General features: G+C 65.8%; 16 protein-coding genes and 1 tRNA gene. 9 read left to right on the forward strand and 8 right to left on the reverse strand.

Annotated features, from left to right (window positions below; all coding sequences use genetic code 11):
• Positions 1–49 precede the first annotated feature (49 nt).
• On the forward strand, positions 50–835 hold the full coding sequence (locus LC092_RS04465) for an amino acid ABC transporter ATP-binding protein (protein WP_318245902.1): 786 nt from the start codon (positions 50–52) through the stop codon (positions 833–835).
• 124 nt (positions 836–959) lie between these two features.
• Here the strand turns inward: LC092_RS04465 and LC092_RS04470 are convergent, their stop codons facing one another.
• Positions 960–1985: a GlxA family transcriptional regulator gene (locus LC092_RS04470; protein WP_224805226.1), complete on the reverse strand. Its 1026-nt coding sequence runs from the start codon at positions 1983–1985 to the stop codon at positions 960–962.
• A gap of 118 nt (positions 1986–2103) precedes the next feature.
• Positions 2104–2331: a hypothetical protein gene (locus LC092_RS04475; RefSeq protein WP_224805227.1), complete on the reverse strand. Its 228-nt coding sequence runs from the start codon at positions 2329–2331 to the stop codon at positions 2104–2106.
• Between the two features lie 184 nt (positions 2332–2515).
• Between LC092_RS04475 and LC092_RS04480 the strand changes: the two genes are divergently transcribed.
• Positions 2516–3409 carry a hypothetical protein gene (locus LC092_RS04480; protein WP_224805228.1) on the forward strand — a complete coding sequence of 298 codons (894 nt, stop codon included), beginning with the start codon at positions 2516–2518 and terminating at the stop codon, positions 3407–3409.
• 66 nt (positions 3410–3475) lie between these two features.
• On the opposite strand, the gene LC092_RS04485 is transcribed toward LC092_RS04480, so the two are convergent.
• The 5 genes from LC092_RS04485 to LC092_RS04505 all read right to left on the reverse strand — a co-directional run bounded on the left by LC092_RS04485 (position 3476) and on the right by LC092_RS04505 (position 10306).
• Positions 3476–3550, reverse strand: a tRNA-Val gene (locus LC092_RS04485).
• Positions 3551–3680: 130 nt separating this feature from the next.
• The gene (locus tag LC092_RS04490) at positions 3681–3851 is read right to left on the reverse strand and encodes a hypothetical protein (protein WP_156884463.1); all 171 of its coding nucleotides are present in this window, start codon (positions 3849–3851) and stop codon (positions 3681–3683) included.
• A 311-nt stretch (positions 3852–4162) separates the two neighbouring features.
• Positions 4163–7495: a bifunctional diguanylate cyclase/phosphodiesterase gene (locus tag LC092_RS04495; RefSeq protein WP_224805229.1), complete on the reverse strand. Its 3333-nt coding sequence runs from the start codon at positions 7493–7495 to the stop codon at positions 4163–4165.
• Positions 7496–7770: 275 nt separating this feature from the next.
• Positions 7771–8448: an HAD-IA family hydrolase gene (locus LC092_RS04500; protein WP_224805230.1), complete on the reverse strand. Its 678-nt coding sequence runs from the start codon at positions 8446–8448 to the stop codon at positions 7771–7773.
• An 88-nt stretch (positions 8449–8536) separates the two neighbouring features.
• Entirely contained in the window at positions 8537–10306 is a 1770-nt protein-coding gene (locus tag LC092_RS04505; RefSeq protein ID WP_224805231.1) for a methyl-accepting chemotaxis protein, read from the reverse strand.
• 333 nt (positions 10307–10639) lie between these two features.
• Here LC092_RS04505 and rpiA point away from each other — a divergent pair, with 333 nt between their 5' ends.
• From rpiA to LC092_RS04530, 5 genes are all read left to right on the forward strand, one after another.
• Positions 10640–11332: a ribose-5-phosphate isomerase RpiA gene (rpiA, locus tag LC092_RS04510; protein WP_224805232.1), complete on the forward strand. Its 693-nt coding sequence runs from the start codon at positions 10640–10642 to the stop codon at positions 11330–11332.
• Between the two features lie 61 nt (positions 11333–11393).
• Entirely contained in the window at positions 11394–11924 is a 531-nt protein-coding gene (locus LC092_RS04515) for a DUF2059 domain-containing protein (RefSeq protein ID WP_224805233.1), read from the forward strand.
• Between the two features lie 96 nt (positions 11925–12020).
• Complete coding sequence (gor, locus tag LC092_RS04520) at positions 12021–13397, forward strand: glutathione-disulfide reductase (protein ID WP_224805234.1); 1377 nt, start codon at positions 12021–12023, stop codon at positions 13395–13397.
• A gap of 207 nt (positions 13398–13604) precedes the next feature.
• The gene (locus tag LC092_RS04525; protein WP_224805235.1) at positions 13605–14093 is read left to right on the forward strand and encodes a MarR family winged helix-turn-helix transcriptional regulator; all 489 of its coding nucleotides are present in this window, start codon (positions 13605–13607) and stop codon (positions 14091–14093) included.
• Positions 14093–14611, forward strand: coding sequence for a hypothetical protein (locus LC092_RS04530; RefSeq protein WP_224805236.1), 519 nt, complete (start codon positions 14093–14095; stop codon positions 14609–14611). Before LC092_RS04525 ends, LC092_RS04530 begins: the two co-directional genes overlap by 1 nt.
• Positions 14612–14636: 25 nt before the next feature.
• Here the strand turns inward: LC092_RS04530 and LC092_RS04535 are convergent, their stop codons facing one another.
• Positions 14637–15842 (reverse strand): aminotransferase class V-fold PLP-dependent enzyme, encoded by a 1206-nt coding sequence (locus tag LC092_RS04535; protein ID WP_224805237.1) that lies wholly within the window; start codon positions 15840–15842, stop codon positions 14637–14639.
• A 75-nt stretch (positions 15843–15917) separates the two neighbouring features.
• Between LC092_RS04535 and LC092_RS04540 the strand changes: the two genes are divergently transcribed.
• Together LC092_RS04540 and LC092_RS04545 are read left to right on the forward strand one after the other, a co-directional pair.
• A complete protein-coding gene (locus LC092_RS04540) occupies positions 15918–16520 on the forward strand; it encodes a gamma-glutamylcyclotransferase (RefSeq protein WP_224805238.1) in 603 nt (200 codons plus the stop codon).
• A 198-nt stretch (positions 16521–16718) separates the two neighbouring features.
• Positions 16719–18401, forward strand: a complete 1683-nt coding sequence (locus LC092_RS04545; RefSeq protein WP_224805239.1) for a BCCT family transporter — start codon at positions 16719–16721, stop codon at positions 18399–18401.
• Positions 18402–18464: the final 63 nt, after the last annotated feature.

Genomic DNA, 18464 nt, shown 5'->3' on the forward strand with positions numbered 1-18464 from the left:
GGTATCCACGGCACATCGCCTCGCTTATTCAGGTTTGGAGCAACTAGACATGACCGACACTGCAGCCGCCGTCACCCGTCCGACGATGCATATCTCGGAGACCGACGTCGCCATCGAGATCAAGAACATGAACAAGTGGTACGGGGATTTCCACGTGCTGCGCGACATCAACCTCAAGGTCATGCGCGGCGAGCGCATCGTCATCTGCGGGCCGTCCGGCTCCGGCAAGTCGACGATGATCCGCTGCATCAACCGGCTTGAGGAACACCAGAAGGGGTCCATCGTCGTCGACGGGATCGAGCTGACCGACGATCTGAAGAAGATCGACGAGATCCGCCGCGAGGTCGGCATGTGCTTCCAGCACTTCAACCTGTTTCCGCATCTGACGATCCTGGAAAACTGCACGCTCGCGCCGATCTGGGTGCGCAAGATGCCCAAGGCCAAGGCCGAGGAAATCGCGATGCACTATCTGGAGCGGGTGAAGATCCCGGAGCAGGCCAGCAAGTATCCGGGCCAGTTGTCGGGCGGCCAGCAGCAGCGCGTGGCGATCGCCCGCTCGCTGTGCATGAGCCCCAAGATCATGCTGTTCGACGAGCCGACCTCGGCGCTCGACCCGGAGATGATCAAGGAAGTGCTCGACGTGATGGTGAACCTCGCCGAAGAGGGGATGACCATGCTGTGCGTGACCCACGAGATGGGCTTTGCCCGTCAGGTGGCCAACCGGGTGATCTTCATGGATGCCGGCATGATCGTGGAGCAGAACGAGCCGGAGCAGTTCTTCACCAATCCGCAGCACGAGCGCACCAAGCTGTTCCTCAGCCAGATCCTGCATTGACGGCAAACGGATGCCCCAACCGGGCGTCCTTGCCGAGCGCACGAAGCGACGCGGGCCCCGGGGCCCGCGTTTTTCGTTTTCGCAGAGTGGGCCGGCGCGCGTGCCGGCGGTCGCGGGGGCTTTCTCAGGGCGCGGTGACGACGCGGGCCGGTGCGACCGCCGCCCGGATCGGCTTGCGCCCGCCCTGCGCCCAGAAATAGGACTGGCGCTCCTCCGTCGGGGTGCAATGGTAGCGCTCCCGGTAGCATTTGGTGAAATGCGAGGTGGAGGCGAAGCCGCAGGCGATGGCGACGTCGAGCACGGCCCGGTTGGTCCGGCGCAGCAGGTCGCGCGCGGTTTCCAGCCGGAGCTTGAGATAATACTGGCCGGGCGTGCAGTCGAAGTGGCGGCGGAACAACCGTTCGAGCTGGCGCGGGCTGAGGCTCACCGTCATGGCAAGCTGCTGGCAGGAGAGCGGATCCTCAATGTGCAGGTCCATGATGCGGATCGCGTCGAGGATCTTGATGTTGGAGATGCCGGTGCGGCTTTCCAGGTCGTGGCGCTGGGCGCTCTCGCCGGAGCGCATGTTCTGGTACAGCGCGACCTCGGCGACCTCATGCGCCAGATAGGCGCCGTGCTGGATCGCGATCACGCGCAGCATCATGTCGAGCGCGGCCATGCCGCCGGCGCAGGTGATGCAGTTGCGGTCGATGGCGAAGAGGTCGCCGGAGACCTCGATGTCGGGGAATTCCTCCCGGAAGGAGCGCAGGTTTTCCCAGTGAATGGTGCAGCGCCGTCCGTCCAGAAGATTGAAGCGGGCGAGCACATAGGCCCCGGTGCAGACCGCGCCATAGGTGCGGCCGCGCGAATTGAGCTTGCGCAGCCGGGTGCCGAGTTCGCGCGGTAGCGGCGTGCGCTCGACGTCGACGCCGGAACAGATCAGCGTGATGTCGGCATCGTCCAGATCGGCGATGCTGCCGTCGACCGAAACCGTGCAGCCGTTGCTTGCCTGCACACCGGCGCCGTCAAGGGAATAGGTCTTCCAGGAGTAGAAATCCTTCCCCAGAACCCGGTTTGCCAAACGTATCGGCTCGATTGTCGACGTGTATGCAATGAGGGAAAACTGGTCGAGCAGAATGAGCGCGACCCTCTGGATTTCGCTGTTGTTCATTGCCGACATGCCGTGTGCCCGCTTTCAAGTGACCTGGAAGGATTCCCTTTTTAATTCCAGTCAGTCTGTGCCCCATGGCTTTGGCTGTCAAATAAAATTCAGGGCAATACATATGCCTTCATGTATCTTGTGTCTCTTTTTTGATAATAAACGTAACTCCGTCAGAAAATAATTTTGATCCCTTGTATTTTTTACCGTTTCTTCCGGTTTTGCAACTTGGGTGCGGTGCAGCAGATTGTCCTCGTTCCGGCGCGATGGCGCGTGATGCACAGGTGGCGGGAAGCGAGGATTTCGCGCGTCGGGCCGGGACGCCGAAAAACTCTCTGATGCCGTTGAAAACGACCAAGGGTCGCTCCGCGCCGGTCCGCTTCTATTTGTTCGTTGCGGAGTTTTTCTGTTGGCGCCCTCCTGTGCTGGCGCGTTCCTTGCCCTTAAGTCTCTGGTAAGCCCGCGCACGCACTTAATTCAGGCCGGAGCTCTGTTTCCGGCCGCGCAATGCGGCGGTGCGCTCCATGGGCCTATGAGGGGGCATGTCGGGGGTTTGTGCCGCCGGGTTTGCGGCGCGCACGCCGTTTGAACGCCGCTACGTCAAGGATCTGTCGGCGCGCGCCCATCCGGATGCCGTGCGCGCGTTCAACGCGACACCGCCGGTGCGGCGGAAGTTCTTTTCCGGCAGTCGCGGCGCCTATCGGGCCGGTCATCACTATATCGTCGCGCCGGCGCGGTGGGAGCGGACGGCCGAAGGCAAGCTGTGGCTCGGCGTCTTCGCCCATGAGAGCGGGCATGCCATCGACCTCTACGGCCGCGATGCGCGCGGGGGCCGGTCGGTGTGGCTTGCGCCGGCGATCCGGCAGGACCGCAAGGAGATGCGGCCGCGCCCGCGGCCCGCGCCCGGCGCCTCGGTGCCGCGGCAAAGGGACCTGGAGCGGGCGCTGCATGCGTTTCCCGAAGCTGCCCGGGCCGTGTTGATGGCCTGGCTTCCCGGTCGCGGTGCGGCGGGACGTTTCGCCGTCGCATGGACCCACGGTCGGCTGGAAGAGGCCATCGGCGGCGTCCTCCGGCTGCGCCGGCGTCCTGCGGCGTCGCCCGCGCAACGCGAAGACGCCCGGCTTCAGCACTATGCGCTTGCCAAGGTCGGGGATTTCATCGGCGCGGTCTACGACCGGGAGCGCGGCGGCGGGCATCCGCCCGCCTATTATCGCGCGTTCCCGCGGCTCGCAGGGCCCTCCCTTACCGTCGGACATGCGGCGGAGGCTTTCGCCAATGCCTTTGTCAGCGATGTTGTGGCGGGCACCGAGCTTTTGTCGTTTCTGGTGGCGACAGCCGCGCCCCACACCCACGCCGCCTACCGCATCCTGCTCCACCGCATCGGCGAGGGGCGCTGTGCGGCGTCATCTCCGGGAGCGAGGGACGCAAACGCATGACACACGGGTGCCGCCTGGCGGAGACCGCGCGGTGTGTGGATATCAGTCCATGGGTCGTGCGGGGAATGGTGGGCGATACTGGGATTGAACCAGTGACCTTTCCGGTGTGAACGGAACGCTCTCCCGCTGAGCTAATCGCCCGCGCCTCGTGCGGCTGGTTGCGGCTTTCTAATGGAGGTCAGGGGCCAGCGCAAGGTGGTTTTGGGGCGACGGCGGGATTTATCAACAAGACGGCGTTCGGGTGGCGGACAGGGCGCGCGCATCCTGCGTCCTACTGAACGGAACGGCGGCCGGAATTCGGTACGGATTTGATGGGGATCGCCGCGACCGTCTCGATCGAGGCCTGCAGGCCGTTGTCGCGCATGTAGGTGCCAATCAGCTGCAGCGCCCCGTCGACGTCGCCTTCGAACATGCAACGGTTGATCTCCGTTGAAATGAACATGCGAGAGTTCGTACTGGGTTTCATGGCGTCCTCTGTGCGGCGCTTCGGCGACCTGTCCAGCTGCTACGACCGATGCATAGCTTTATTCCCTCAACAAATCTCCGGGAAAACCGAGTGAGATCCGAAAGGCCAAGGCGTGACGTGGGTTCCTGTATATAACGTGCAGATGGGGTTTGCGCGCAATTCAAGATTGTCGTTCGGCCGCTGTATCGTTCAAAACGGTTTATCGGAGGTTTCCCCGCACGCCCGACGACAGGCGATTGACGGCGTGGCGGGGACCGGCCGGAAGGGTCCGCAGCGTGCCGGCGGCGTTATCCGCCGGCGGACGAGGCCTTTGCAGGCTGCGGCGTGAAAATCTCGTTCCGCAGGGGGGCCAGGGCTGTCAGCACCTGGTCCAGCGGCTCGGGCTTGTGCAGGTGGAAGCCTTGTCCGAAGTCCACCTGCATGTTGCGCAAAAGTGCCAGCGTCGGAGCGTCCTCGATGAACTCGGCGATTGTCTTGACGCCGACGATCTGTGCGATTTCCACGAAGCAGCGGATCGCGGCCTCGCTGAGGGCGTCGCTCGGCAGGTGGCGCACATAGGAGCCGTCGATTTTCAGGAAGTCGACCGACAGCTGCTTGAGATAACCGAAGGAGGAGGCGCCGGCACCGAAGTCGTCGAGGGAAACGCGCACCCCCATCTTCCGGAGTTTCCGGATGAACTCGGACGCGGCGATCATGTTGGCAATCGCCGCCGTTTCTGTGATCTCGATGCAAAGACGGTCGCGAACGGACTGCGTCGACTGGCGCAGAAGCTCCAGGCTGCGCGTGTGAAAGTCCGGGTCGCCGATCGATTGACCGGACAGGTTCAGGCACATCAGTCCGCGGAAGGCCGACAGGCCATCGTTGTCGATCAGCTCCAGCGTGCGCGCCAGCATCCAGTCGTCGATGCGCGAGGCGAGGCTGAAGCGTTCCGCTGCCGGAAAGAAGGCATTGGGCGGGATGATGCGTCCATCCGCATCGACCATCCGCAACAACAGCTCGACGACCTGTGTGTCATCGCCGTTCCGGGAAAGACTGTCGATCCGTTGGCCGTAGATGATGAAACGGTCTTCGTCGAGCGCCTGTTCGATGCGCGTCGCCCAGCGCATCTGCGCGCTGCGTTCCGCAAGGGTGCGGTCGCCCGAATCCCACATGTGGACCCGGTTCCGTCCGGCCTCCTTGGCGGCATAGCAAGCCGCGTCCGCCGCCTTCAGCGCGGCCGACGCCGATTTGGTCTCGTCGCCGATGCTGACCAGGCCGACGCTGGCACCCACGCGGAAGCGGCCTTGCGGCGCCTCGAAGCGGTAGTCGCCGATCGTCGCGCACAGCGTCTTGGAGAGCTGGAAGGCCGTCTCGACGGGACAGTCTTCAAGAAGAACGGCGAATTCGTCGCCGCCAAGCCGGGCCACCGCGGCCGGTTCGACGGCCGCCTTCAGGATCGCCGAAATCTGCTTGAGCAGCTCGTCGCCGGCTGCATGGCCGCAGGTGTCGTTGACGACCTTGAACTGGTCGAGGTCGATGTAAAGCAATACCAGTCCCGGAGGCGCAATGCCGGCGTCGTCCTGCGTCGAGGCGGGAAGGGCGCTTGCCTGTCCCGTCAGCTCCTCGAGGCGGCGGTCGAATTCGCCCCGGTTGAGCAATCCGGTCAGCGGGTCATGGGTTGCGCGGTAGCGCATTTCCCGGCTCAGCCGGCGCTGCTCGCTGACATCGTGGAACACCAGAACGGCGCCCAGCACATCCCCGTCCGCGGAGATGATCGGAGCGGCGGAATCCTCGATCCCGTATTCGGTGCCGTCACGAGCGACGAGCAGGGTGTTGTGGTCGAGGCCAACCGTTTCGCGCAGCGACAGGCAGGCCCTGATCGGGTCCGGCGCCGGATTTCCCGTGTCCTCGCTGACGATGTCGAACACTTCGCTGCTCGGGCGCCCGTGCGCGTCCTCCGCGCGCCAGCCCGTCATCCGTTCCGCCACCGGATTGAGCCACAGGATATGGCCCTCCGTGTCGGTGGTGATGACGGCGTCGCCGATGGAATCGAGCGTCACGCGCATCAGTTCGTGCTGCTCCGCCAGCTCCCGGGCCATTTCCCGTTCGCGGGTGACGTCCCAGCACACGCCGATGAGGCGTTTGACGTTTGTCTGACCGATCTTGCGATAGTGCGCTGAGGCGCGCACGTGCCCGGTCCGGCCGTCGGACCGGCAGACGCGATATTCGATGTCCATGTTTCCGGTGGAGGTGCTGGCTCTCTCGATCGTGTCCGCAGTCCTTTCGCGATCCTCGGGGTGGACCCGCTCAAGCCAGCCGGACAACGTCGTTTCAGCCGCCTGCGCGCCATGGATGGTCGAGGCATTGCCGTCCCAGCTTATCTTGCCGGTGTCGATCTCCAGGTCCCAGATCCCGACGCCGCCGTCTTCGGTCGCAACGGAAATGCGCTCGCGCGCCTCCTCGATCGCCTGGCGTTGCGCCACGCGTCCGGTGATGTCCTGGAAGGCGCCGGTGATGCGCAGCGGCTTGCCGTCCGTCGCATCCACCGTCCCGACGGCGCGCACCCAGATCCGTTCGCCGCCCGCCTTGATGAAGGGCAGTTCCAGGTCCCAGCTTTCGCCCGTCGCCACGCCCCTTTCCACCGCGGCGGTGATGACCGGCCGTGCCTCGGGCGCATAGAATTCGATCGCCTCCTCCATCGTCGGCACATGGCCGGGCTCCACGCCATGGATGCGGCAGGTCTCGTCGGACCAGTGGATCGCCCCGGTCTCGGGGTAGACTTCCCATCCGCCGATACCGGCCACGCGGTTGGTGCGGTCGAGCATCTCGCGGCTCTTTCGCAAGTCCTCCTGCTGCTGTTTCAGCGATGTGACGTCCATGTGGGTGCCGAACATCCACTCCGGCTTGCCGTCTTCCGTCCAGGTGAAGACGCGGCCGCGGTCGAGCACCCAGACCCAGTGGCCGTCCTTGTGGCGCATGCGCGCCTCGCATTCATAGGTCGGGGTTTCCCCGGCGAAATGGGCAAGGAGCTTGCGTTCCGAATTCGCGAGATCGTCGGGGTGTGCTGCATTCATCCAGGTCTCGATGGTGGTCGGAGAGATCTCGGCGAGGTCATAGCCGATGATTTCCGCCCACCGTGCGTTGAACACGGTCTCGCCGGTCTGCACGTTCCATTCCCAGGTGCCGGCCCCCGTGCCGCTGATGATCTGCCGCAGCCGGCGCCGCTCCGCCGCGAGCGTGCGAAACACTGCATGCGATTCCGTCAGGTCTTCAAGCACGGCAAAGGTCTGGCCGGGGCTTCCGTCGGCATTGCGTTGCAGCGTCGCGGACATCAGCACGTTGACGATCGCCCCGGATTTCGTGACCAGATCGTAGGGAATCTTCTCGCTGGATCCGGAGACGAAAAACTCCTGCAGCCGTCCGGTGGTCGCATAGCGCTGCGAGTCCGGCGTCATGAAGTCGAGAAGCGACCTTCCGATCACCTCGTCCCTGGAATATCCAAGGACCGACAGCCATTTGTCGCTCACGCGCGTGAGGCGCCCGTCGACGCCGATCACGTGCATCATGGCCGGCGTGCCGGTGTAGAGAGCCTGGAGTTCTTCCTGAGAAGCCGTCGGGGAAACGGGGGGGGCGGTCGTCAAAACAGGTCCTCGCGCTCGGCGCGCCGGTCTCGACCCGGCTACACTCGACGTCATCGCTTCCACCCGACTCACATATTGTTACTGTCATTGCGTTACCGATCAATGTTTCGAATCGTCGAACACATCCGAAAAACACTGACGGCAGGGTTTTTTTCGTTGAAGGTGAAGCGAAATTCTTGCCGCGTGAAGGAAAATCACGTTTGCCCGGCCGCATTCTCCTGGGGGGTCATGCGACCTCTGGTTGATATAACCGGTTTCCGGCCGCTGAATACAGGTCAGGGCGTCAGGCCCAGCTCGGCGAGCGTGTCGGGCAGCGTCTGGAACGCCGAGATGATCGCGTCGGGCGCGAGCTCTGCCACCGGGACTGCGGTATAGCCGAAGGTGACGGCGATCGCCGGAATGCGGGCGGCGCGGGCGGCATCGATGTCGGTCTTGCTGTCGCCGATCATCACGGCGCGCGCGGGGGCCCCGCCGGCCCGGCTGATCGCGCCGAGCACCGGCTCGGCGTTCGGCTTGGACAGCGCGTAGGTGTCGCCACCGACGAAGGCATCGATGGCGCCGCTCAGGCCGAGCGTGTCCAGCAACTGGCGCGCCAGCGCTTCCTTCTTGTTGGTGCAGATCGCGATGCGAAAGCCGCGCGCCCTGAGTGCGGCCATCGCGTCGACGGCTCCGGGAAAGGGGCGGCTGTCGACGGCGATGTTTGCCCTGTAATGATCGAGGAAGATCGATTGCAGCCGGTCGAGGAGGGCGCTGTCGGGCGCGCTCACGCCGTTCAGCGAAAGGCCTTTTTCCAGGAGTGCCCGTGCGCCGTGGCCGAAGAGATGGCCGAGGCTGTCTGACGACACCGGCGCGTGCCCGTCCTGCGCCAGCGCGGCGTTCAGGGCGTGGGTCAGGTCATGTTTCGTATCGACGAGGGTGCCGTCGAGATCGAACACGAGGACGGTCGGGGTCATGGGTGGCTCCGGCTGCAGGGGCGGCGCCCTTATAGACGCAAAAGCCCCGTTTCCGAAACCGTCGCCTTAAGGGGCCGGCTTTCGCGTCCTAGAGTTTGTAGGCGGTGCGGAAGCCGCCCCAGTGGTGGCCGTCGATCACCACCGGCGCATCGACCTCGCGCATCCACACGATGGTGCCGTTGCCCATGTCGCGGGGATAGGTCTGCACGAGGAAGGGCCGGGTGTTTCGCGCGGCACTCAGGCCGGCGCGGTCGTCGAAGATGCGCTTGTTGCGGCAGTTGGCGGCGTTCCAGGCCGGATCGTCGGGGCGCTGCGCCTTCGAATAGATCAGATTGTGGACCGGCAGATAGCCGTTGCGGTCGACCGCGGCGCAAAAGGCCATTCCGTTCGATCCGGCGAGGATCTCCTCCTGGATCGGCGGCAAAAGTGTCTCCAGCACGGCGAGTGCCCGGTTTTCCACCTGCTCGGGATCGGTTCCGGGAATCGGGCGGTAGTCCGTGTCGAAGAGGTCCTGCATTGTCAGCCGTCCGGCCGCGAGCGCCTCGCTCATGGCCGCCTCGACGCGCGCGGCACCGCCGCGGGCGCAGGCAATCAGCGGATCGAGCTGCTCGCGAACCTCGGCGAGGAGGGCTGCAACATTGGCCTGAAACGCCGCGGACGGGGTCTGGAAGGCGCAGTGCAGACCGTTCTCGGAGACCGCGACGATCGCAAGGTCGACCGTACCGAGTCCGTCGATCTCCGCCTTGGCCGGGCCGGTGTGCATCGCTGTCTCGCCGTCCTGCGGCACCAGAAGCGCGCCACCCTGCGATATGTCACGGGTCTTCACGCGCAACCGCGTGCCGCCGGCCGAGAGCGTTCCCTCCCGCTCCGCCGGCAGGCGGTCCTGCCTGCGCCGGTCGCCGATCGCGGTCTGGCGGATCATCATGGTGAAGCGCTGGCCGAGGCCGGCGCCGAGCGCCACCATGCCCTCGGACGCCGCGCGGGCCGCTTCGCCGGCCTGTTCGGCGGTGTCGGTCGCCGTGGCGATGGTCTCGACCTTCTCGCTGACGGCGCGCACGAAGTCGGCGGTCCGACGGGCGGTTTCCCCGACGGAGCGCGATGTCTCGAGCTGGTCGCCGACCTGGTCCGCCACCTTGGCGAAGCTTGGCAGGATCTCGCCGATCACGCCGATGATGCGGTTGACGGCATGGATGCTGCCTTCGGCGGATTGCTGCAGGCGGCCGATGTTGGCGACGATCTCGTCGGTGGCCGTCTGTGTCTCCACCGACAGCGCCTTGACCTCGTTGGCGACGACCGCGAAGCCCTTGCCGGCTTCTCCCGCACGCGCCGCCTCGATGGTCGCATTCAGCGCCAGCAGGTTGGTCTGTTTGGCGACGTCGGAAATCAGCCGCACCACGCTGGCGATGTCGTCGATCGCCGACTTGAGCTCCTCGATGCCGGCATTGGCGGTGTCGGCCACCTCGCGGGCCTCCTCGGCAAGTTGCGAGGAGCTGCGCACCTGCGCGTCGATTTCGCTGCTCGCCTCCGCCAGATGGGCGATGGCCGTGGAAAGGTCTTGCGCGGTGGTGTCGGCCTGTTGCGATTCCGCGCGCAAGGCTTCCGACTGGCCGCGAATGTCGGACAGCACGATGAGCTGTTCGCCGACCCTCAGGCCGAGCGCCTGGGCGCCGTTGCCGATCTTTGCGGCGGCGGCCTGGAGATCCGTCTCCATCAGGTCGAGCGTCAGCGAGGTCTGGTGATCGCCGACAAGCGATGTCGCGGCGGCATCGGCGTCCGCCGGGGTCTCCGTCTCGGCGGCGATCTCGGAAATGCGTTTTTCCACCACGTCCTTGCGCTGGGCTAGAGAAAAAAGGCGCATGACGATCCTCCCGGCAGCGAATAATGCTGGACTGGCCAGCGCAACAAACCGCCGAAACGATAGGTGTCCAGGCTGAATTCCTGGTTAACGCAACGTCGCTTTTCAAGGCGTACGGGCCGTCTCCTTCGTCTTGGTGTGCTTTTTTGCGGCTGCATCCGCAGATTGGACGAGGCCCGCGCGGGTGCGCAGTCCCTTTGCCTTGCCGGCGCGCCATGCTACACCCGCCCACGCCGCCTTGCGTCGCACGGGATCCGTGCACGAGGCGATTTGCAACGGCTCCGGCCCGCGAACGGCTTCCGGCCGTGACGGGTCCGGCATCATGAGCGGAATTGAATGAGCGACGACTTTAAGCGACTTGCCGCCGAGGCGGCCCTGGAAGAAGTCCGCAACGGCATGCGCCTTGGCATCGGCACCGGATCGACGGCGGAACATTTCGTGCGCGCGCTTGCCGCGCGCGTTGCCGACGGTCTCGACGTCATCGGCGTGCCGACCTCGGAGCGCACGGCGGCGCTGTGCGAGAGCCTGGGCGTGCGGCTTGCGACGCTCGACACCTGCCCGGAGCTGGATCTGACCGTCGACGGCGCCGATGAGCTCGACGCCCGGCTGACCCTGATCAAGGGCGGGGGCGGAGCCCTGTTGCGCGAGAAGATCGTCGCGCGGGCCTCGGCGCGCATGGTCGTGATCGCCGATGAAACCAAGCAGGTCTCCACCCTTGGCGCCTTTGCCCTGCCGGTCGAGGTCGTGCCCTTCGGGCTGCGGGCGACGCGCAACGCCATCGAGGCGGCCATTGCCGCGCTCGGTTACGACGCGCCGGTCCGGCTGCGCGGCGGCGACACGCCCTTCGTGACCGACGGGCAGCATCATATTCTCGACATCGATCTCGGGCAGATCAAGGACGTGGATGCGCTGTCGCGCGCCCTTCTCGATATTCCCGGCGTTGTCGATCACGGACTGTTCATCGGCATCGCCGATGCCGCCTATCTTGCCGGCGCCGGAGGCGTGACCCGCCTCGTTCCGGTGCCCTGACCCTCAGAAGGACCGCGGCGCGTTTCGCTCACGGCGACCGCCTCTTGTCATGGAGTTTTCGATGTTTTCGACCCTTCGTCACCATTTGACATCCGCAGCCTCCGCGCTGTTCCTGCTGGCGGCCGTTGCCGTCCCGGCGACGGCGCAGGAGTCCATTTCCGACGAGCATATCGCCGCCGCGCGCGAGACCGTTCTCGCCGCCAATGCGATCCGCGCGTTCGACAATGTGCTGCCGCTGATGGCCGACCGCACCCGCACGCTCTTCATCCAGAGCAACCCGGCCAACACCAGCGAGATCGACGCGGTGGTCAACGAGGTCGCGCTCAAGCTCGCCGAACGCCGTCCCGAGCTGAACCGGGTGGTCTATGAGGTGTGGGCGCGCCGCTTCACCATCGAGGAGCTGAACCAGCTCGCCGAGTTCTACAAGTCCCCGCTCGGCCAGAAGTACTCCAAGGTCGAGCCCGAGCTGCGGGCGCTGTCGATCGGCGCCGCCAAGCAGTGGGGCGATGCCATTTCCACCGAGATGGTCACGCTGGTGCGCGAGGAGCTGAACAAGCGCCAGGCGCCGGAAGCACAGCCGAAGACGGAATAACGTCCCGGCTTTCCCCGGACAGCGCGAAGGCGCGGGGGGTGCCGGCACGCATGCGTGTTGCGCCCGCGCCCGGACAGGCACACAGCGAGGCATGGCATGAGCGACTTTGAGTTTGACCTGTTTGTTATCGGCGGCGGGTCGGGGGGGGTGCGCGCGGCGCGGATCGCCGCCGGCCACGGGGCCAGGGTCGGGATCGCGGAGGAATACCGCTACGGCGGTACCTGCGTGATCCGCGGCTGCGTGCCCAAGAAGCTCTTTGTCTACGCCTCCAGGTTCTCCGAGGAGTTCGAGGACGCGGCCGGCTTCGGCTGGGATGTGGGAGCAAGCAGCTTCAACTGGGAGCGGCTGATCGATGCCAAGGACCGCGAGATCGCGCGCCTTGAAACCGTCTATCGCCGCAACCTGGAGCGCTCCGGCGTCGAGATGTTCGACAGCCGCGCGGTGCTGGAGGATGAGCACACCGTGCATATCCTGTCCGACGACCGGCGGGTGCGGGCGAAGACCATCCTCATCGCCACCGGCGCGACGCCCAACGTCGATGCGGATCTTCCCGGCGGCGAGCACGTCATCACGTCCAACGAAGCCTTCCACCTAGCGGACTTTCCCAAGCGGGTGGTGGTCGCCGGCGGCGGCTATATCGCGGTGGAATTCGCCGGCATCTTCGCCGGCCTTGGCGCCGAGACGACGCTGATCTACCGGGGCGAGGAGATCCTGCGCGGCTTCGACGACGATCTGCGCAAGGCGCTTCACGAAGAGATGGAAAAGAAAGGCATCAGAGTCCTTTGCGGCGATGTCTTCACCTCGATCGAGAAGCGCGAGGGCGGCGATTACGTCGGCCATACCAAGCTTGGCGAGGCCCTTGAGGCCGACCGCATCATGTTCGCCATCGGCCGTCGGCCGAACACCGCCGGTCTCGGACTGGACGCTGCCGGCGTCGTGACCTCGGCCTCCGGCGCGATTGCCGTCGACGACCAGTCACGCACCAACGTGCCGTCGATCTATGCCGTCGGCGATGTCACCGACCGGGTCAATCTCACGCCGGTGGCGATCCGCGAGGGGCATGCCTTCGCCGACACGCTGTTCGGCGGCAAGACCTGGAGCGCCGATCACTCGATGATCCCGACGGCGGTGTTCTCCCAGCCGGAGATCGGCACCGTTGGCATGACGCAGGCCGAGGCCGTCGCCAAGCACGGCACCGTCGATGTCTACCGCGCGCATTTCCGTCCGATGAAGCACACGCTCTCCGGCCGCGACGAGAAGATGCTGATGAAGCTTCTGGTCGATCCGGCAAGCGACAAGGTGCTGGGCGTGCATATTCTCGGCCATGATGCCGGCGAATTGGCGCAGGTGCTCGGCGTGGCGATGCGCATGGGCGCGACCAAGGCGGATTTCGACGCGACGATGGCGGTGCACCCCACCGCCGCCGAGGAGCTGGTGACCATGCGCGAGCCGACGGAGCGCGTGACCGCCTGATCCGGTCCGGCCTCACAGGTCGGACGTTCGATTGTCTGTTGCGCCTGGCGCGAGGTCTGAAGGATTTGAATCCGGACCTCGCGCCAGGCGTTTGTTTTTTCAGGTGAAGTTTTGATTCAAGGGCGCGCGGGCGCCGCTCTTCCCGGTCGCGATGGATCCGGGTTTCTCCATATTGACAATATATTGTCATATTGCAAATGTGCTGCCATGAAATCAGATCCGCAGTCCTCTCGCCCGGACGCATCAGACGGGCATTCGTCGCAAAGCCGGCTCCTCACGCAGGTGATCCTGGAGACCTTTCGCCTCAACGGCGGATTGCTGTCGGCCGGTGATGCGCTGGTCGGCGATCTGGGGCTGACCAGCGCGCGCTGGCAGGTGCTGGGCGCCGTCGCGCTCGAAGGACGGCCGCTGTCGGTTGCGCAGATTGCTCGGCGCATGGGGCTGTCGCGCCAGGCGGTGCAGCGGGTCGTCAACGATCTCGGTGCCGCCGGTCTCGTCGCCTTGCAGGACAACCCGGATCACAAGCGCGCCCGGCTCGTGGTGATGACGGGCGCGGGGGAGGCCGCCTATGCGGAAGCCGACCGTCGCCAGATCGTCTGGGCGAAGGGTCTGGCCGAGGGCCTTGGCGAGGAGGCGCTGTCCGCCTGCCTCGACGTTTTGCGCCGGCTTTCGGCGCGGTGTGAAGGAGACCGTTGATGACGCATGCCACCCCTTCGACGTCGGCTCCGCGAGGCGCAGGACCGCAGCCGGCCTCGCCGCGCAAACTGGCCCATCGCACGGCCGGCCTGCTGGCTTTCGCGATGATCGCGACCTTCTGGCTGTCGACGGCCGTGTCCGAGCTCTTCGGCTCGCCGCAGGCCATCGCGTCGGTGAAACAGGCGATCCTCTATGCGATGATCGTGCTCGTCCCGGCGCTGGCGATCACCGGTGCGAGCGGCTTTTCGCTCGGCAAGGGGCGCGGCGGCGCGCGGCTTGACGCCAAACGCCGGCGCATGCCGCTGATCGCGGCCAACGGCATCCTCGTACTCGTGCCGTCCGCGGTGTTTCTGGCGATGAAGGCGCGGGCCGGGGTATTCGACACCGCTTTCTACACGGTTCAGGCGGTGGAGCTTGTCGCCGGCGCGCTCAATCTGGTCCTGATCGGGCGCAACATCGCCGACGGCCTGGCGATCTCCGGTCGCCTGCGCCGCCGTCCGGTCCAGCCCGCGCGCTGATCGCGCGGCGGTCTGCGCGGCGGCCTCAGCCGTCGCGCAGCGCCTTCAGCACGGCGTCGATTTCACCGTCCGTGTTGTAGGCGTGGACGGAGGCGCGTACCAGCGCGTCAAGGCCGCGTTCCGGCAGGTCGATGCGCGCCGAGGCGGCGGAGGAGACGGAGACGTTGATCCCCGCCCGGGCCAGTCGCGCCTTCGTCTCTGCCGGTGTTTCGCCGTCGACCCGGAAGGTGACAATGCCGCAGCGTTTGGTCCCCTTGTCGTGCACCGCAATGCCGGGAAGCCGCGCCAGCCCTGTGCGCAGTGTCTCGCCAAGCTCTGTGATGCGGCGCTCGAGCCGGTCGGTGCCGATCTCACAGGCGAGCCGGGCGGCGACGCCAAGGCCGATCTGGCCGGCGAAGAACCTCTCCCAGTTCTCGAAGCGGTGCGCGCCGGCAACCAGCCGGTAGCCGTCGGCGTCCAGCCAGTCGGTCGATTCCAGGTCGACGAAGGGCGGCTCCAGCGTGTCGACGATCTCATTTGCGACATAGAGAAACCCGGTGCCGCGCGGCCCGCGCAGGTACTTCCGGCCGGTGCCGGAGAGCATGTGGCAGCCGATCCGCGTCACGTCGAGGTCGATCTGGCCGGCCGACTGGCAGGCGTCGAGCAGATAGAGCAGGCCGTGCCGGCGGGCGATGGCGCCGACGGCCTCCGCCGGATTGACCAGCCCGCCAAAGGTCGGAACATGGGTCAGCGCGATCAGTCGCGTGCGCGGTGTGATCGCCGCTTCCAGCGCCGCGAGATCGATCTGCCCGCTGGCGTCATCGTCGATCAGGTCGATCTCGATGCCGGCGCGCGTCTTCAGCTGCAACATCGCGACATAGTTGGAGACATATTCCGCGCGGCCGGTGACCACCCGGTCCCCGGGCTTGAAGGGGATCGCGTAGAATGCCATGTCCCAGGCGCGGGTGGCGTTTTCGATATAGGCGATTTCCTCCGGGCGCGCTCCGAGAAGGGCGGCGATGGCGGGATAGAAATCCGCGACCTTCGCCTCGGCCCGTTCCGCCGCCTCATAGCCGCCGATGGTCGCCTCCAGGTCGAGATGGTCCTTCACCGCGTCGAGAACGGGCGCGGGCATCAGTCCCGCCCCGGCGTTGTTGAAATGGATGCGGGTTTCGCATCCAGGCGTCGCGGCCCTGAGCGCGGCCGTATCCGCTTCGCTCCAGGGGCGCGGGGTTGGCGGTGCGCTGGTCATGACTGAAACTATCCTTTAGGTGGAAACGGCAGGGTCAGCGGATGCGCCCTGCACGGGAATGAGGTGAGACACGCAATGCAGATTACCTATTTCGGCTATGGATCGCTGGTCAACACCCGCACGCTCGGTCCGCAGGCGTCGGCGGTCGCGGGAACGCTCGACGGCTGGCGGCGGGAGTGGCGCGCCTGGTGGCGGGCCGACGGCAGCGCCGAGCGGCCGGGCAATTGCACGCTGACGGCAAGGCGCGATCCGCAGAGCGCGATCCAGGGCGTGATGGTGAGCGAACCTGCGGAGCGGCTTGCGGTGCTCGATGCGCGCGAGAAGCGCTATGTGCGTGTCACCGACGGCATCGCCGACGCCTTTCGCTGCGATCCGCGCGGCAAACCGGCGCCGGAAGGTGCGTTCCTCTATGAGGCCGATGCCGAAATCCGCCACTGGGGCGATGACGATCACCCGATCCTGCAAAGCTATGTCGACTGCGTGATGGCGGGCTTCCATGCTTTCTGGGGCGACGAGGGCGTGCGCCGCTTCATCGCCACGACCGACGGCTGGCATGCGCCGATGCTCGCCGACCGGACGGTGCCGCGCTATCCGCGCGCGCTGGAAATCGATGCCGATCTTCTGGCGTTTTTCGACGCTCTGCTGGCCGAACAGGGCGTGCACTACATCCGTCCGTGAGGGCGTTTGGCATCGCCGGGACGGGCGGATGCCATGGCGCATGTTGAATCCGAACGGGTTTTCGCAATGATGGGGCGCTTGCCGCCTTGCCGATTCTGACATCTGCACCCGGTCGTGCCGACACGGGACAGGACCGTCGCAGCCGGGCCGGCGGGCATGACGGAGTGGTCGCCGACCGACGCGAAGAGAGGACGGCACGTGAAACGACCCATCAGTTTCGAGGCCTTCAGCCTGGGCGATGTCGGCGCGGTGTTGCGCGTCTCCGCCGGGATCGTTCTGGTCATCGTGATCGCGACCAGTCTTGCGCCCGACACCGTCCAGCGGGTCGCGCAGGATCTGTTGCACGCGACCGCGACGAATGTCGGCTGGATGTATCTTCTCGTCACCACAGGGTTCGTCGTCTTCGTGCTCGTCCTCGGGCTGTCGCGGATGGGCACCATCAGGCTCGGCCCGGCGGACGCGCCGCCCGAATTCTCCTTTCCAAGCTGGCTGGCGATGATCTTCTCCGGCGGCATGGGTGTCGGGCTGGTGTTTTGGGGCGTCGCCGAGCCGATGATGCATTTCAACGACCCGCCGCTCGGCGACGGACTGCCGCGCACCGCCGAGGCGGCGCAGACCGGCATGCGCTACGCCTTCTTCCACTGGGGCCTGCACCAGTGGGCGAATTTCGCCCTGGTGGGGCTAGCAATCGCCTATGTCCGGTTCCGGCATGACAGTCACGGCCTGATCAGCGAGACGCTTCGCCCGCTCATCGGCGACCGCGTCGATGGCGGCTGGGGCAAGGCGATCGATGTGCTGACCGTCGTCTCGACCGTCTTCGGCGTGGCGACGACGCTCGGGCTCGGCGCACTTCAGATCAACAGCGGTATTGCGCGGCTTGCGGGGATCCCATTCGGCTTTCCCGCGCAACTGGCGATCGTCGCCGTGGTCGGCGGATTGTTCATGCTTTCGGCCATGACCCCGCTCGACCGGGGCGTGAAGCTCCTCAGCAATGCCAACATGCTGCTCGCCGCGGCGCTGCTCGGCGTCGTGCTGGTCTTCGGGCCGACCTCCTTCATCTTCGGCGTGATGACCCAGACCCTGGGCGAATACCTCGGCACCATCTTGCAGATGAGCCTCGTCACCTCGCCCTATTCCTCCGGCGAGTGGGTCGAGCAATGGACGCTGTTCTACTGGGCCTGGGGGCTGAGCTGGGCGCCCTTCGTCGGCAGTTTCATCGCGCGGATCTCGCGGGGCCGGACCATCCGCGAATTCGTGCTCGGCGTGATGATCGTGCCGGTCGCGCTCAGCATGTTGTGGTTCTCCACCTTCGGCGGAGCGGCCATCCATTTCGAGATCTTCCGGCAGGCCGGCATCGCCGACGCGGTGGCAACCGAGGTCCCTGCCGGTCTCTACGTTCTGCTGGAGCAATTGCCCGGCAGCGATGTGCTGACCCTGGCGTCGATCCTGCTGGTCGGCATGTTTCTCGTCACCTCGGCCGACTCGGCAACCTTCGTGCTCGGCATGTTCACGTCGAAGGGCGTGCTCAACCCGACCCGGGCCGTGCGGCTGTTGTGGGGCACGTTGCAGTTGCTGATGGTGGTGGTGCTGCTGCTCACCGGCGGGCTGGAAAGCCTGCAGGCGGCGTCCATCGTCGCGGCCTTTCCGTTCATGCTGCTGATGATCCTGATCGCCGTTTCGCTCTACCGCGATCTCGCGCAGGAACTGGCGATGACCGACGAAAAGACGCGCGTGCTCAACGTGCGCATCGAGCGCTGGCTGCTGCGCGAATCCGAACGCGAGGCGGCGGAAAAGGCCGAGGCTGAAATCCACCCGACCGTCCCGGAAGAGTGCGGGCCGACGGCCACCTCCGCAGGCGATGGCAAGACGTCCGCCAGCTAGGAGCGGGGACAGCTCCTCTCATGATAAAAAAGGCCGGCGGGGATTGCTCCTCGCCGGCCTATT

It is taken from the genome of Stappia stellulata, assembly GCF_020176715.1.
Classification (GTDB): domain Bacteria; phylum Pseudomonadota; class Alphaproteobacteria; order Rhizobiales; family Stappiaceae; genus Stappia.

Excerpts from the sequence above, each read along its gene's own strand:
- LC092_RS04465 (WP_318245902.1), top strand. The coding sequence starts at position 50 with ATGACCGACACTGCAGCCGCCGTCACCCGTCCGACGATGCATATCTCG.
- LC092_RS04470 (WP_224805226.1), bottom strand. The coding sequence starts at position 1,985 with ATGAACAACAGCGAAATCCAGAGGGTCGCGCTCATTCTGCTCGACCAG.
- LC092_RS04480 (WP_224805228.1), top strand. The coding sequence starts at position 2,516 with ATGTCGGGGGTTTGTGCCGCCGGGTTTGCGGCGCGCACGCCGTTTGAA.
- LC092_RS04490 (WP_156884463.1), bottom strand. The coding sequence starts at position 3,851 with ATGTTCATTTCAACGGAGATCAACCGTTGCATGTTCGAAGGCGACGTC.
- LC092_RS04500 (WP_224805230.1), bottom strand. The coding sequence starts at position 8,448 with ATGACCCCGACCGTCCTCGTGTTCGATCTCGACGGCACCCTCGTCGAT.
- LC092_RS04505 (WP_224805231.1), bottom strand. The coding sequence starts at position 10,306 with ATGCGCCTTTTTTCTCTAGCCCAGCGCAAGGACGTGGTGGAAAAACGC.
- rpiA (WP_224805232.1), top strand. The coding sequence starts at position 10,640 with ATGAGCGACGACTTTAAGCGACTTGCCGCCGAGGCGGCCCTGGAAGAA.
- LC092_RS04515 (WP_224805233.1), top strand. The coding sequence starts at position 11,394 with ATGTTTTCGACCCTTCGTCACCATTTGACATCCGCAGCCTCCGCGCTG.
- gor (WP_224805234.1), top strand. The coding sequence starts at position 12,021 with ATGAGCGACTTTGAGTTTGACCTGTTTGTTATCGGCGGCGGGTCGGGG.
- LC092_RS04525 (WP_224805235.1), top strand. The coding sequence starts at position 13,605 with ATGAAATCAGATCCGCAGTCCTCTCGCCCGGACGCATCAGACGGGCAT.
- LC092_RS04530 (WP_224805236.1), top strand. The coding sequence starts at position 14,093 with ATGACGCATGCCACCCCTTCGACGTCGGCTCCGCGAGGCGCAGGACCG.
- LC092_RS04535 (WP_224805237.1), bottom strand. The coding sequence starts at position 15,842 with ATGACCAGCGCACCGCCAACCCCGCGCCCCTGGAGCGAAGCGGATACG.
- LC092_RS04540 (WP_224805238.1), top strand. The coding sequence starts at position 15,918 with ATGCAGATTACCTATTTCGGCTATGGATCGCTGGTCAACACCCGCACG.